The sequence below is a fragment of the Streptococcus parasanguinis genome (assembly GCF_015557775.1).
Taxonomy (GTDB): domain Bacteria; phylum Bacillota; class Bacilli; order Lactobacillales; family Streptococcaceae; genus Streptococcus; species Streptococcus parasanguinis_AA.
This window is the reverse complement of the sequence record NZ_JADNOY010000001.1, coordinates 280,652-294,715: the sequence shown is the minus strand read 5'-3', so window position 1 is coordinate 294,715 and position 14,064 is coordinate 280,652. Positions and strand designations below refer to the sequence as shown.

Genomic DNA, 14,064 nt, shown 5'->3' with positions numbered 1-14,064 from the left:
TGTCTCAACAACGGAAGACATGGGATTCGAACCCACGCACGCTTTTACACGCCTACCGCGTTTCCAACACGGCCTCTTAAGCCTCTTGAGTAATCTTCCATGAATAAAAATATGGAGCCGGTGGGAGTTTCTGAAAGTCAATCAATTCGCTGTTTTTAGCTTTTTGGGTCTGTTTTAAGGACTGCTTCTAAAACTTCACAACTTCATTGCTCACATTGCTAGTTTAGCATAGCTTTCGAGAAAGTTCAAGTTTTATTTTTTTCTCTTGGGCGCAAAAGGAAGTTATTTAATAGGAAAAAATCTTTTATTTTTTTTTAAAAAAGTTGATAAAACCTCTTGACTTTATGTAACTTTAGTTGTATAATATATACATAAGGTTAAGGAGGAAACCTTAGACAAGGAAACTAAAGAAAGGAAAAATAAATGTTAAGGCGAAGAAAAAAGCCAATCAAAGCTAAAACGAATAAGCTAGTAGTCAAAATCAACTTGTTCATCATAAGCATTGAGTGGCACATCGAATTCGGATAGTGAGCAATCACTATCCGCCCCTTGGTGGGGCTTGCTTTAATTATAACAGGTATCGTGATGAAAGTAAAATTTAATGTTAAAAAAACCACAGCTAGAGAAAAACTTGAGTTTATTTTAGGGCTTCTGTTGATCGTAGTGATCATTTGGTTTTTTGTGAGGTAAATATGTTAGTTGATATCAATGCTATTAAATGGCTGCTAGAAAATGCCACAGCCTATTCTATTAGTAAAAATTGTGGATTATCCACCCAAGCTGTAGACAAATATAAGAATGGTATTTCTGATATTATGAATATGCGTTTGAAACACGCAATTAAAATGGCAGAATACGCCAATCAGTTAAAAAACAAAAAGTGATGGTTATTTAATCATCACTTTTTTGATGTAAAGACCCATTGCTTATAGCAGAGAATCAAAAAAACATAGTCATTCGATTGAGGTTACAACGGACAATTTTAATAATTGCCATTATAAGCACAATAAAAAAGCCCCCTCGAATTGAGGGGGTGTGTGTCTTATCATAGAGTTTCTGGCCACGGGTCATCTGTGGTATACGACATATTAGTAAATCGTAAATCTCCGATATCTCTATCAGTAGGTACGGGATCATCGAATTGTAAGCGTAGCTGGTTGCCGTCACCCGGCCCGCCTAAATAAAAAGTGCCAAGGCGCTTCCCCTTGTCATTTGTCATAATACCCAGTTTTGAGCTGGTCGCACGAAAACCGACGGGTATACCGCCGACGTTTAAGATCACCACGTTACGCTCACGGTCTGACCCTTGTGGAACGTAGCTGGGCGCACCTCGTCTCACGATTCCAAACCAACCCCACGATAAACCACCGAAGCCAATCTCTACCGTGGAGTTTATACGTCTAAACTCAACATATGCATTGTTTTGGCTCGATGAAATTCTTGGCTTGTGTTTGACATCACCAAACAAGACAGACCAAGCGTTAGATCCAGTTCCAGCGGTTTTCTTGATCCATTTAACCGCTCCGTTCTTTGCTGTCGTATCGGTATAAATTGTACCGATGTCAGCATTCAGATTGTACGGAAAGCCTTGGCCTTTCAATTCCGTGCCTGTACCACTTCCACCCGTTCCGACCTTACGCTTGAGTTCTTCCAAGTCATTCTTAGTCGCAAGCTGGCTTGTGTCAATCGTTGGCAATTTTGAGCGTGTGACAAATGGATCACCGCCATTTTTAAGTTTATCATCTATCAGGGCATCAAGTCCAAGGTCTACGTGCTTCTCTTTGATGTTGGTGGTCATCTGTGCTTGTAATGTCGCATAAGTCGGAAATAACTCGTAAGCTTTGGTAGTCTGTAACGCTCCGCCTTGGTTGGCTTGAAGCGCCCCAATATCACGACCAATGGATTCTATAGCTTTCTTTAATTTATCCATTCAGCACCTCCTTAGAGGGTATTTTTAGCCGTTGTATAGATTTGTACGAAGTCAGTATTTTCAAGGTCAGTGAATTTTTGGCCAAGCTCTGTCATTTTAGACACAATAGCTTGGTCTGCTGATCCTGCACCATTTGCGATACGGTCAGCGATCTCTTTGAGAGTATCTAATTCTTCTGGTACTCCATCGCCTAAAATGGCAGTCTTGACACCAGCGATAGCCGTGTCTAGTTGTTGTTGTGTGATTCCAGCTTGTCCAAGTTCTGACTTGTCGGCTTTGCTTGCAAGTGTGGTTTTAATTTCCTTGATGTCGCTACCGACAGCTTGAGCAAATGATGTTAATTTTTCAGTATTTAAAGTCATAATTTTTCCTCTCTAAATTTTTGCAAGATTGTATAGTACTGTTAGGTCTGGCAACTCTTCCGTTTGTGATCCGTTTGGATGTTCAGCGATATACTTGTCAATTTCAGTTTTAACATCATTTTTTACAAGCGATAATACTTCCTCGCTTGTAAATTCGTCTGCTGAACGGGTGACGTCTAAACGTGTTGAGCGATCGCTGGGGAAAATATAGCCACCGCAAACGACTTCAACCAGATAGGATCCGATCGGAAGGGCTTTTTCGATTTTTAAAGTGACTCTGGATTTATCCACTTTACTTTCAAATGTGGCCTTTCCTTTTTGGTTAAAGATCCTGATCGTGGCATTCTTGCCATTCAGCTCGCTGATCGGGCGCATGTTTTCATCCAGTAGCTCATAACCAAACAGAGAGGCAGAGTCGCCTTGCTTGACGACTGCCCCTCCTTCGAATTGTCTCAGATTTGTCGAATTTAATAATGTCATTAAATCCTCCTTGTTTTAAGCGAATGAGCCGAAGTCTGTGATACGCTTACCATTCTGCGATTGACCTACTGCCACATATCTGCGATTTCCAGATCCTCCGATGTACGTGATCCAGATATAACCGTCATTGTCTAACCAGCCATCATAGTTAATCTCTTGACCAGCGGTATAGACTGCTACGATATCACCTAAAAGCCCTGCAGAAGAACGTACATTAAGCGCAGAGACTTCGACTGTGAATGTACCAGTTTCCTCGTTAAATTCGCTAGAATCGACTGTAAGAGGTTCTGACGGCTCGATAGCACTCACTTGCGCTGGTTGGTCATCTACAGGGAAGTAGAACCAGCCTACAATGCCCGTGAAATCACGGGTGTTATATCGTGCAGGGCCACCAACATACAGAGCATCTTCATTACCGTCAATATTTTGCTCAATGGTGCGCATGGTATATCCATCTGAATCTTCAATCACAATACCAGTATGCCCATAGCTGTGGCCATAGATGTATGTTGTATCCATAACGAATACAGCCCCGGATCTTGGTTTACTGTCCAGATTCCCCTCCTGGTTATATTCTACCTCGTAGCCTAAATCACGGGCCGAATTGAGTAGATCAATAGCATTGCCCCAAAGGGTTTTTCCAAAAAAGTACGTAGAGATTGCATTAGGTAGTGCAGCACACTGCATACCCCACTGGCTCATAGATACACCCGTTCCAGCATCTGCTAACCCTTCTGCATATCCTAAAATATCATTTAAAGTAGCCATTACTGCTCCTTTCTAAAATCAAAGGCTACTATCCAAAAATAGATAGTAGCCAGTAAAAACATATTAATCTTCGCTAGGCTCTTCATAACCTAAAGCACGCTCTGAATCGCTCAATCCAGCAGTAGTTGGATCGTTGACTACTCCGACCAAAACGAAGAAGGCGAACAACACATTAACGAATACCAAGATTTTATCAATGGTTTGTCCGAATTCCAATTTGATACCAAAGATATCTGCGAATGCTTGAAAAAGCAATGCAAGCGCTGGAACGATTGCAAGCCAAAAGTTTTTATTTTTGATACGTACAGACCAGTTAATTTTATTCATAATATTACCTCTTAATTATTTTTTATTTTGAATTAATGCTTTAAGTTCTTTCATATCCTCGCTCAAGGCTTTGACCTGTTCTGCGAGGATCAATAGAGACTTATTCTGTTCATCGTGGTTGTCGAGTCGTCTCACTGCTGTCAAACGGAAATCACGCATGTTTTCAATGTCTTTCTCGATAACGACCATGCGTTTCTCTTGTGCCACGACACTTCCTTTAAAATTACCGTAAATTCCAAGTAAGATCCCGATAAATCCGACCATCATCGAGATATCTTCTGGTGTAAAGTGGATCATAGATCACGCCCCTCTCTAATTAAAGTACTGGTTGTGGTGTAGCTGTCGCCAATGGTTGAGTTTCAAGGTCACCAGAAGGTTGTCCTGGCTTCTCTTCCTTCTCTTCTTTTGGTTTGGTCCACTTCCAGATGCCGATTTTGCCATTTTGGTAAAGGCTGTTCAATTGATCCAAGGTCTCACCTTGGTAAGTAAATGGCTCATTTACTTGGATCATGACACGCTTACCTTCTCCGAAAGCTTCTGTGTGGCTTGGATCTTCAACCGTAAAGATCTCTTGTGGTTGGTAAGTCTTACCAGTTTCTCCAAGATCCACCAATTCAAGACCACGCTTAAATACAGTTGGATCAAGTGGATTTTCAACATCGGTCACACGGGCCAATACATTCCATTCTGCCACTTCTTTGATCTTCTGGATTTGGTTCGCTTTTTCTTCGTTGTCCTTGGTAAGAGCTTGGATCTTAGCGATAGCATCATTATTAGCTTCGACAGATTTGTCTAGCTCTTTCTTGATTGCCACGACTGCACCAGATGTATCAAGTTCCATGCGGACGATGTTTAATACTGCTTCAACCAGTGTCGCATCATCTTCAGTCATGCGGTTTGTTGGTAAGATTTCCTCAAATACTCGATAAGGAAAGTCTTGCTTGATTGCTACCTTGGTGGTGTTAGCTACTGCATCGTATGATTTAAATTGTACTTTGTAATCCATTATTTAGTTACCTCGTTTTTAGTTTTAATTTCTTCAAACAGGTCCTTCAAGTCTTTATCAGACTCTAGGACAGAGCGATAGCTTTCAACTTCCTTAGCAAGTTGCGCTACAAGTTGCTGTGATTCAGCAAGACGAACCTTGAATTCTGCCTCGGTGATTGACTTACTAGCTAGTTGATTTGCTAGTTCTGCGATGATTGCTACATAATTATTTTCGTTCATTAATTACCCCTTATCTAAATCCATATTTATCAAGCACACCTTGAACGTGACCGCCAGCGGCTCCACTAATCTGCCCATAACGTTTCATGATACCGAAGCAAGTCAAAAGATCCCAGAGATACTGACCTATATCTCGTCCACCACTCATATAGAAATGTTTTGAATAGATCCCCTCAATGAAAAAGTCACCACGGCCGATGTAGTGCTTAACATTATTTTGGTTCATCGGTATCAAATAGGCATTCCCGTCATTTGTATTTCCGTGGAAGTTCCAAGGACTACGATAACGACCGTTATTATAGATAAGTACACGGTCGCCCACAAATTCTGTAAGGCTTTCTTCTTTACCGCTCCCTTTACCTGACCATAGCCGAATGCCAGCGAATGTTTCGTTGTCGTGTCGTTCTACCTCTTTTGGATCTTTGTTATGATTCGTCCCGATTACCATCAAGGCTGCATTAGAATCACGAAATTGCTCTGCGATAAATCCGCTCTTTGTCAATTTTATAAATTGAGAAGAGTTTGTATCATCAATTCTTCGAATTGTGCCTGTATTTGAGTACAGATTCAGCGTTCCGTTATCCAAGTCAAAAACTGTTGATCCGGTATTCGCACTTAGTCTTCCGCCTTTGACGTGTTCTGCAGAAATGTCAATCGAAGCGAGTTGCGTAATAAAGGCTTTTTGCGAGATCAGTTCTCTGATAAATGCTTGGTTAGCAAGCAGTTTCTGAATCAAAGCATAATCAACTTGTAGCTTGTCTGCTGTTACTGCATTACTAGCCAAAACCGGTGTAGTAACTGATCCAGCCTTCATGTGCCCAGTTTCCACGCTCTCGCTCGCAATGTGACGGCCCAAGATGGATCCATCAACTACCATGTCGCCTTTCACCTTGATCAATTGAGCTATCAAGGCAATGGACTCTGGCTCTTGCACCATTAAGGAGCTGATCGTTCTCCCGTTAATACTCTTGCCAGCACCGAAGGAAATTTGACTTGGTGTGATTTGGATATCCGTTTTTCTCAACATATCACCAATTTGGTTTGTGATTGTTGTAAACTGTCCATCCACTGTCTGTCTGTATTCAGCAATCTTAGACTCAATTTTAGCCTCTGAAGTGCCAGCTTTATCCAGTGGGCTGGGCCTAAATGCTGGGATCTTAGATCCACGGACTAAAATTGGATTCCGTACCCAAAACTCTCCGTTATTGATAGCATAGATGTAGAATGGGAAATTCCCTGTTTTGTTAAACTCAAAATCACGATTGGCAGTGAAATGGAATTCTGCTCGAATCCACCTATCCTTCGGTGTATTTTTGTCAGCAAAACCTTGATTAAATATGGCAGTATTGTTTGAATGGTTTTTTAATGCAAATGCTAGGCCTTTGTCTACCTCTACACTAGATTTGATCATGTAATCAAATGCGATAGAGTATACATCACCTTGCAAAATGCGATCAATATAGATTGGGAAACAAGGTCCTAGCCATGTTGTGGACGGAGACCCATCAATTTTCATTTTGAAGATTCCGTCTTCCGGCCTTGAAAGCCTATTATTATTATTATTATTGGACACACTGTATTCAGTTAATGTGTCCGCAAATCTGATAAGATTGTCTGGTGTTGTATCTGTCGCAACACTTTCAAATCTTCGATTGATTCCAGCTACATCTTCATCATATTTAGCTTTTGCTATGTAGCCTTGCTCTAGAATCTGCCTTGTTGCTTTCAGGGCATCAACTGCAGCCTTCTCAGAGTAGGTCTGCATGCGCTGTTCAAGTTCGCCATTTGGACCAGCTTTGCTCTCTAGTTGTGTTAATTGGGTCGAGAGACCTTGGATAGTTCTTTCAAAAGTAGCTTGAGCCTGTGTTACTAAATATTCTTGATCTTCAAGTGCTGGTTGCCACGGCCTTTTTTGAGTCCCTTTATAAAGGTCAATTTCTGCAATATATAAATCAGATTGACCGCCATTTGTTCCGTTATTGTCAAAACGTAAATAGGCATTATCAATATCTCCGGAATTAAATTGGACTGATACACTTTCTAGTTCACTAGTGCTTAATTTTTTACCATTAATCAACTGTTTGATAATGGTGAAGCCTCGGGTTTCACCGTTACGACGGCCAAGGATAAAGACATCATAGGACGTCAAAGCCGAATTATTAAAACCCCTAAAATTAAGGGTATAATCTGTATTTTTTTCTAATAAGAACCGGTTAGAACTTATTACTTTTTCGGTTTGGTCATTATTAGAGAAAATAAGTATTGGTTTTGAGCCGTTAAAATAGAATGGATGGTTTCCTATTTTTGCAATCCCATTGCTACCAAAATATTTCGTACCTTCTTTATAAGCAGTATCACGAATTAAGTTAGGCCCACCGATTGTCGAAGAGGTAAGTTGCTCTTTAATTCCATTCACTGTCTGCTCGACATAAGAGCGATCTGCCTTGCCATTTGTGACATTGGTCAGGTCAGAGATGGCTTTCTCTGTGGTTTGCTCAAACCGTGATTGTGCGCCTTGGATCCCAACAAATTGGCTTTGCGTTTGAGCCTTGAAATCATTGATCAACTTCTGGATATCAGCATCGCTAGTCTTTAATTGATCAGTAGTAGTTTTCAAGCCTTCCATTTTAACTTCAATGCCATTGTATTGAGCTTTAAACTCTTCTACAATTTCAGTTTTGTTAGCCTGGTTCGCTGCATTGATTTTGTCGGTTACTTGAGCCGAAATTTCCTGCTTGACTACTTCAGCTTGTGCTTTGGCTTGTTCGATTCCATCAGCGATTTTATGTTCCAGCTCTTTTGCTTGCTTGTCATACTCAGCATTGGCATTATCTACAAGCTTCTGAACTTTCGCTTCATATTCCGCATCGTAGGACTTCATTTTCTTGTCAACGGAATCGTTGACCATTCCCGAAATAGAGTCTGCTAAAGTTCTTGCTACTTCTCCAAATCCGATGCTGACAAGTTTGATGCTCATTGGATTAAACTTGTATTTCGTGATCTTTTTTCGCAAATCGACATCGTAGCCCTCGTGAAAGATGCTCACTATATCAAACATGTGTACTGGTTGATCTGCCTGGCCTACAACATCAATCTCAAGGCTTTCTTCGATCATGTCACACAGAGTTTCACGGAAATAGCGCTTGCCGTATTCTTCAAGTGTTTTTTGATCCACTACATCCTGATCTTGTACTTCCATATCTGCTTCGTAGATATGCTTGTATTTATTGATCAGTGGGCTATCAATGGTCACGGTTAGGATCTGATCTTTCTTTCCTTCCTCGTGGGCTTCGATAACCTTTTTAAAATGGATCCGTGTTCTCAACTCTTTAGTGGATTTCGATTCTTGGAACGATTTCATGTTTTTCTTATAGGCAAACAATGATTCGTTTTCTATTCCACCATTTTCTAGCAATCGGACACTGTACTTGTCACGGACAAGATCTCCCCCCCACTGCCCAACGATAGAGTGCTTGTCTTTAGCCAAGGCTTCCATCGCTGAGACATCTTTAAGATTGAGGGTGTGTTTTGACATCACATCAGAAAAAAACGTAAATGGTATTTCTCGTTTAAATCCGGCAACAAGCGCATTCATTACGGTTGATCCATTCACTCGATCGACATTGATCTTGTTGATGGAATAACCATTTAACAAAGTAGCTACTTGATTAGCATATACAGTGACATATCCATGTTGCTTTTCAACTTCAAAGATAGTAAAGTACTGCTCTCCATGCAAGTCATCAGCAACTAATTCTGTTTCCGGAATTAACAATGCCCATTTTGGATCTGAGGTTGGAAATTTAAAGGCAAGCTGATAGGTGCTGTTAGCTTCCTGGACGATTTCGGAGCTAAAAGCTTCGTTAAGAGGGAAGTTTCCCTCTTGTAGATAAATCATACTTTATACCTCCAATTCCCTTTAATTGTGATTTTTGAGACGGTACCTGAAACTGCAATACCGGATGTACCTGGAGCAATTTCGAAGAAACCACCTCTTTTTCTCAATGTATTTTTCAGATTTCCATTTTTGTCATAGACATTTTGTTTTTTATGACGGCAGTCAATTGTTGCTTTTGTATCAATCGTGAGTTGCATGGTTTGCTTCCCGATGGTGAGAGATACATCTCCATTGCCTTCAATTGTGATAACTGGTTCAGAGTATACAGTTCCTGGATTGTTTACTGTACCGTTACCTGCCAAAGTGACTACCGCATCATTATTTAAGTAGCGGAATGGGTGCATCTTTAACTTGATTTCTAAAGTCCAAGCATGCAAACCGTTCTGTTTAAATGATGCGCTCTGAAAATCAGCATAAAAAATAGAGCCTGGTCGATGACTGAACTCTATTTTATTTTCCTCTGGTTTGAATTGATTGACAATCATTTCGATTTCGCTTGTTTTGACAACGTATAGACTTACTGTCTTATCGTACCCGTCATAAGCTCCATCATAAAGATTGTAATCTCCGTTAGCTCCGTAAATTGTATTTGATTCGACCCTTGGTGTGGCCGTCTGGTCTTCTCCGAAATCCGTCACATAGCAGTTTGGGATTGATCCAGTGTCAAATCCATTTATAATTATGTTAAACATTAGATTCCCTCCCTTGCCATGATTTTAGAATATCTTTGATAGCTGTTTTGCGCTAAAACATCACCGTCCAGATAGGTTTCTGACGGTTTTTCAAGGATAGCAGTAAGGATCTTTTCTAAACTTGCTCTCAGAATTGCTATCTCAGCAACGATATTTTCACCAGTGTAGCTATTTCCGTTTGATGTTTCTTTAAATAAAAATTGCTGGCTGGCATTTTTCATTTCTCGCAAGAATTTGGCATCTTCCGGAATTCCGACCCCTGTTGCATATCTTGGGAAACCGAGATTTTTCATCAGTCGTTTAGTTCTGTCAGCTCGCAATACTTTTGATCCACGAGGCAGATTGAGGACAACATCTCGTCCGTCTGGTATAAATGAGCTTCCGTCTGGTAATGTTACCATTTCTTTATAGACCGCATTTCGCTGGTCATTGACCATTGCAAGACCACCTTCGTGAAAGTCTGTACCATCTTTAAAACCAAGTGCTGCCGCTGCTCCTCCAATCATACGCTTCACAACATCAATGTATACCGTCTTACCTTGCACACTATTGATATTTGATTGAGCGCTCCAAACAGGTCCTGCAGTGTTATCTTGTGCATTGATAGCTTTCACCGGGCTTGGTGTAGCGTTCCAAGCGTTTTGATTTTCAATAGCTTGTCGAGCAGCAGTTATGGCTCCGGTCGAATCACCTAGCTGTGGCTTGACTGGAGACGGTGTGTTGTTCCATTCTTGCTGTTTGGCAATCGCTTGATTAGCAGCGTTAGTTGCACTGCTTGGATCTGCAGTGATTTGTTTGGTAGGTACAGAAAAGTTATTATACAGCCCTAAAGCTCCCATAGCTTGGTTGCTTCCTAATGTAACACCATCTGGAGTAGCGATTAGATCTGTCTTGTGCTGTGTTGGCAATGTTGTAATACTTGCTAATGCACTAGCAATTGCTGTTTGTGTCTTGTCATTTGCGTCAAGGTTAACTACAGGATTCATTCCTGTTAATGCTTGAGCAGCAAGCTTAACACGTTCCATCTTATCACTAGCAGCATCCTTAACAATCAATTCCTTTTCTGCTGGTGTCAATTGATTCCAATGCTCTAAAACGGCTTTCGCACGTTCGCCAGACTCAAGAAATGCTGTGTTTTTCATCAACAATTCTTTTACTTCTGCCGGCATAGCATTGTATTGATCCAGCAATGTTTTGTTATCAAGAATGGCTTGCATACCTTGATGATTTCCAACTACTAACTCTTTTTCTGCTGGGGTCAAGCTGTCCCATTTACCGACTTCGACCAAGGCTTCACCGATTGTCATCTTGGCATTTGTTTCAAGATTGGCATGCTTGAGAATAAATTGCATATTCTCCCAGCCGTTTTCAGCCTGCAATGCTTTTGTGACTTCTTCCTGAGCATTGGTCTTGACTTGTCCAGTTTTAGGATCAAATACCATTCCGTTCCACAAGAGATTTGCATCTCTTGTCTCTTGTGACATATTCTGGACACTTTTAGCCACAAGACCGGATGAACGACCTACGATGTCAGCAAATTGATCTGCCTTAGCCATCATCTTATCGTAATCAAGTCCAAGTTCGGCCCAGCTCTTTCGTAACTCTCTAAAATACAAGTCACGTTGTCGATCATCACCAAAATTAAGCGGTACTTTTTCGCTCAGTTTCTTTTGAAGAGCGGCATACTCACGGCCAAATGCTTCCATTTTGGACTTATGTTGAGCGCTTAACTCTTCCATTTTTTGGTTATATTCAGCTTTATTGAGAGTTCCTTTGTCATACTCTTCTTTTAAAGCTTTTGTCTGGTCTTCGTAAAGTTTGATCTCATCTTTCAACCATTTAGCAACGACTCCGGATCCTTTTCTTAGCTGGGTTTCGTTCAAGTCGTTGATTTGACCATTCATCGCTTTGATGATGGCTGTGCGCTCATCTGCAGAAAACTTCTGTATTTCCAGTTGTTTGTTGATAAATTGGTTCTCGTAGTCGTAAATGAGAGCTTGTTCTTCACGAGTGATCTTACGTTTTTTGTCAGACGCATTTTGATAGATCTGGATGATCTCATCAGTCATTGTCTGTACGTTTTTCTTCTGCTGTTCTGCTTGTGCTACAGCACGTTTTTGGACTTCTTCAGAAGCTCCAATTTTCTCAAGGTTTTTTTGGGTGCGTTGGAGATCCTTATCAATTGCCTTTTGCAGATCGCTCGAAAGTCCTTGCACACTCTTACGGACATTTTCAACGGCTTGAGATCCACCGTTTCCAAAACCAATCATTGCTTGATGGGCATCATCGATTTTAGCTTTTAATTTCGACAGTTCCTCTGCTTGGACCTTGTTTACCGAAGTTCCCCAGGTCCGAGTCCTCTCGTCTGCGTCTGCCATTTCTTTGGCCACTGCAGCAATCACACCAACAGCAACACCGCCTATTAGGACTCCCCAAGTGACAGGGTTCCCAAGCAGTGCGATCCCTTTTGCTAATAGACCAGTAGAAGCTACTGCACCTTCTGCAGCAGTACTTGTCGCAGTGATACCAGTAGTTGCGGTTTTAAATGCAGAAGAAAGACTGTTTCCTTGTTTAAACAATTCGAAGGTCTTGCCTAAAACAGACAACCCTCCACCGACTTTCCCAATACCTTGAGTAAGGAAGCCGATGCCTTTAGTAATACCACCGATCACACCGATACCTTTACCAAGAATTGACAAGGCTGGGCCTGCGCCTGCTGCAAGCAGTCCCCATTTGATGATATTCTGTTGTTGAGACTCGCTCATTTCACTAAATGCCTTAGCCATGTCCGCCAATTTTTGGATCCAAGGTTTTGCAGCTTGCAAGCCAGAATTCATAGCTTTCAAAAGTGGTCCACCAAATTCAATTGCCAAATCAGTGATCTGGTTTTTAAAAATTTTTAATTGAGATTCTGTCGTTTCATAGCGTTTTTGAGCTTCGGTAGTAAGAGCTGTATTTTCTTTCCACGCACTATTTGACCTACGGACAGCTTCTCCCATCTTGTCAGACGCAGAAGCTAGTGATTTGAGCATGTTCCCTTGACGAATTCCAGACATGTCGAGTTCAGCAAGGATACCATCCATGTTTTTGCCTTCTTCATGAGCTTTCTGGAGCCCTTTAATAAATGCTTGCAAAGCTTCAGCTGGTTTTTGCTTCCATGCAGTAGAAAATTGTTCTGCTGTCATTCCTGCTGTGCTTGCAATAAGTTGAAGTTTTTCTTTTGCTCCTTTGCCAACTCCAGCAACAGCTTTCCCGATACCAGTAAGTGTCTGGTTCATCGCAGTTCCACCTGCTTCAGCTTCTATACCTACGCTACTCATTGCAGTGGCAAGACCTAAAATTTCTGGTGTGGTCAGACCAGCTAGTTTACCGCCTGCTGCCAAACGATTGGTCATTTCGACAATATCACGTTCTGTTGTTGCAAAATGGTTACCAAGATCTACTACCGCTGATCCAAAGTGCGCAGACCATGTACCCAGATCTTTTCCAGAAACTTGCATGATATTTCCGATTTTAGCAATTGATGATGCTGCTTCTTCAGAACTCAAGTTGGTAGAAACACCAAGATTGATCATGGTCTTTGAAAAGTCCTTGATTGCTCCAATTGGCACCCCTAATTGTCCAGCTGCTTCTGCAACATTGGCAATTTCAACTGCACTTGAAGGCATTTCTTTTGCCATCTCACGAATACTAGCAGATAACTTATCAAACTGTTGCGGTGTTCCATCTACAGTCTTTTTGACTCCTGCAAATGCCGTTTCATAGTCGATTGCAGCTTTTAAGGCAAATCCAGCACTTGCAATCAATGGGGCACTGACACCTTTTGTCAATGTCCCACCAAAATCAGAAACTTTCTTACCGAATGTTTGAATGTGATCTCCACTTTTAACCAAATTCTTCCCAAGGGCTTCCATTTTACCTGAAAAGCTATTTTCACGGCCTACAGCCTTCAATGCTTGTTCAACTTTGTACAGTTGCCCTTCCATTGCTGATAACTTAGCATTTTCTCGCTCAATATCAGCAGCAGCTTTGTCAAATTTAGCAGATCCAGGATCGAGCTTGTCGAAGTTCTGCTTCATTTGATCGAGTACTTTCTTTTGTGCTTCAATGGCCTGTCCTAAAGACTTGTATTTTGCTTTGAGGAGTTCAGTACTCTTACCATTGTTTTTCAATGTGCTATCGAGCGCTTTGACATTATTTTGGAAATACTTCACAGCGTTCTTTGCACTTGTTAAGCTAGGATTGAACTTTGACACGTCCAGCCCTAGTTCGATATACATTTGTCCTAGTGGCGTTCCACCTGCCATTTTTCCTCCTTTTACAAACAAAAAAAGCCCAAAAAGGCTTTATGCTTCCATTTCTCCAAAAATGTCAGCTAGA

General features: G+C 41.2%; 12 protein-coding genes and 1 tRNA gene. 1 reads left to right on the top strand and 12 read right to left on the bottom strand.

Annotated features, from left to right (window positions below; all coding sequences use genetic code 11):
- Window positions 1–11 precede the first annotated feature (11 nt).
- A tRNA-Ser gene (locus I2F76_RS01605) sits at window positions 12–99 on the bottom strand.
- A 593-nt stretch (window positions 100–692) separates the two neighbouring features.
- On the opposite strand from I2F76_RS01605, the gene I2F76_RS01600 reads away from it, so the two are divergent.
- Entirely contained in the window at window positions 693–884 is a 192-nt protein-coding gene (locus I2F76_RS01600) for a hypothetical protein (protein ID WP_049472254.1), read from the top strand.
- A gap of 161 nt (window positions 885–1,045) precedes the next feature.
- Here the strand turns inward: I2F76_RS01600 and I2F76_RS01595 are convergent, their stop codons facing one another.
- The 11 genes from I2F76_RS01595 to I2F76_RS01545 all read right to left on the bottom strand — a co-directional run bounded on the left by I2F76_RS01595 (window position 1,046) and on the right by I2F76_RS01545 (window position 13,991).
- Window positions 1,046–1,930: a hypothetical protein gene (locus tag I2F76_RS01595; RefSeq protein ID WP_195487097.1), complete on the bottom strand. Its 885-nt coding sequence runs from the start codon at window positions 1,928–1,930 to the stop codon at window positions 1,046–1,048.
- Between the two features lie 11 nt (window positions 1,931–1,941).
- A complete protein-coding gene (locus tag I2F76_RS01590) occupies window positions 1,942–2,292 on the bottom strand; it encodes a hypothetical protein (protein WP_049496546.1) in 351 nt (116 codons plus the stop codon).
- 12 nt (window positions 2,293–2,304) lie between these two features.
- Window positions 2,305–2,772 (bottom strand): hypothetical protein, encoded by a 468-nt coding sequence (locus I2F76_RS01585; protein WP_195487096.1) that lies wholly within the window; start codon window positions 2,770–2,772, stop codon window positions 2,305–2,307.
- Between the two features lie 15 nt (window positions 2,773–2,787).
- The gene (locus I2F76_RS01580) at window positions 2,788–3,459 is read right to left on the bottom strand and encodes a CHAP domain-containing protein (RefSeq protein ID WP_229289633.1); all 672 of its coding nucleotides are present in this window, start codon (window positions 3,457–3,459) and stop codon (window positions 2,788–2,790) included.
- A 144-nt stretch (window positions 3,460–3,603) separates the two neighbouring features.
- The gene (locus I2F76_RS01575; protein ID WP_031575453.1) at window positions 3,604–3,867 is read right to left on the bottom strand and encodes a phage holin; all 264 of its coding nucleotides are present in this window, start codon (window positions 3,865–3,867) and stop codon (window positions 3,604–3,606) included.
- A 15-nt stretch (window positions 3,868–3,882) separates the two neighbouring features.
- Window positions 3,883–4,164 (bottom strand): DUF7365 family protein, encoded by a 282-nt coding sequence (locus I2F76_RS01570; RefSeq protein ID WP_070659795.1) that lies wholly within the window; start codon window positions 4,162–4,164, stop codon window positions 3,883–3,885.
- Window positions 4,165–4,183: 19 nt separating this feature from the next.
- Entirely contained in the window at window positions 4,184–4,873 is a 690-nt protein-coding gene (locus I2F76_RS01565; RefSeq protein ID WP_195487095.1) for a hypothetical protein, read from the bottom strand.
- Window positions 4,873–5,094 (bottom strand): hypothetical protein, encoded by a 222-nt coding sequence (locus I2F76_RS01560; protein ID WP_195487094.1) that lies wholly within the window; start codon window positions 5,092–5,094, stop codon window positions 4,873–4,875. The genes I2F76_RS01565 and I2F76_RS01560 overlap by 1 nt, the downstream gene beginning before the upstream one ends.
- 10 nt (window positions 5,095–5,104) lie before the next feature.
- Window positions 5,105–8,992 carry a phage tail spike protein gene (locus I2F76_RS01555; RefSeq protein ID WP_195487093.1) on the bottom strand — a complete coding sequence of 1,296 codons (3,888 nt, stop codon included), beginning with the start codon at window positions 8,990–8,992 and terminating at the stop codon, window positions 5,105–5,107.
- Complete coding sequence (locus tag I2F76_RS01550) at window positions 8,989–9,684, bottom strand: phage tail family protein (protein WP_195487092.1); 696 nt, start codon at window positions 9,682–9,684, stop codon at window positions 8,989–8,991. The genes I2F76_RS01555 and I2F76_RS01550 overlap by 4 nt, the downstream gene beginning before the upstream one ends.
- Entirely contained in the window at window positions 9,684–13,991 is a 4,308-nt protein-coding gene (locus I2F76_RS01545; protein WP_195487091.1) for a phage tail tape measure protein, read from the bottom strand. The genes I2F76_RS01550 and I2F76_RS01545 overlap by 1 nt, the downstream gene beginning before the upstream one ends.
- Window positions 13,992–14,064 lie beyond the last annotated feature (73 nt).

What these genes read in the sequence shown, in the direction of transcription:
- I2F76_RS01600 (WP_049472254.1), top strand. Translation starts at nt 693, where the DNA reads ATGTTAGTTGATATCAATGCTATTAAATGGCTGCTAGAAAATGCCACA.
- I2F76_RS01595 (WP_195487097.1), bottom strand. Translation starts at nt 1,930, where the DNA reads ATGGATAAATTAAAGAAAGCTATAGAATCCATTGGTCGTGATATTGGG.
- I2F76_RS01590 (WP_049496546.1), bottom strand. Translation starts at nt 2,292, where the DNA reads ATGACTTTAAATACTGAAAAATTAACATCATTTGCTCAAGCTGTCGGT.
- I2F76_RS01585 (WP_195487096.1), bottom strand. Translation starts at nt 2,772, where the DNA reads ATGACATTATTAAATTCGACAAATCTGAGACAATTCGAAGGAGGGGCA.
- I2F76_RS01580 (WP_229289633.1), bottom strand. Translation starts at nt 3,459, where the DNA reads ATGCAGTGTGCTGCACTACCTAATGCAATCTCTACGTACTTTTTTGGA.
- I2F76_RS01575 (WP_031575453.1), bottom strand. Translation starts at nt 3,867, where the DNA reads ATGAATAAAATTAACTGGTCTGTACGTATCAAAAATAAAAACTTTTGG.
- I2F76_RS01570 (WP_070659795.1), bottom strand. Translation starts at nt 4,164, where the DNA reads ATGATCCACTTTACACCAGAAGATATCTCGATGATGGTCGGATTTATC.
- I2F76_RS01565 (WP_195487095.1), bottom strand. Translation starts at nt 4,873, where the DNA reads ATGGATTACAAAGTACAATTTAAATCATACGATGCAGTAGCTAACACC.
- I2F76_RS01560 (WP_195487094.1), bottom strand. Translation starts at nt 5,094, where the DNA reads ATGAACGAAAATAATTATGTAGCAATCATCGCAGAACTAGCAAATCAA.
- I2F76_RS01555 (WP_195487093.1), bottom strand. Translation starts at nt 8,992, where the DNA reads ATGATTTATCTACAAGAGGGAAACTTCCCTCTTAACGAAGCTTTTAGC.
- I2F76_RS01550 (WP_195487092.1), bottom strand. Translation starts at nt 9,684, where the DNA reads ATGTTTAACATAATTATAAATGGATTTGACACTGGATCAATCCCAAAC.
- I2F76_RS01545 (WP_195487091.1), bottom strand. Translation starts at nt 13,991, where the DNA reads ATGGCAGGTGGAACGCCACTAGGACAAATGTATATCGAACTAGGGCTG.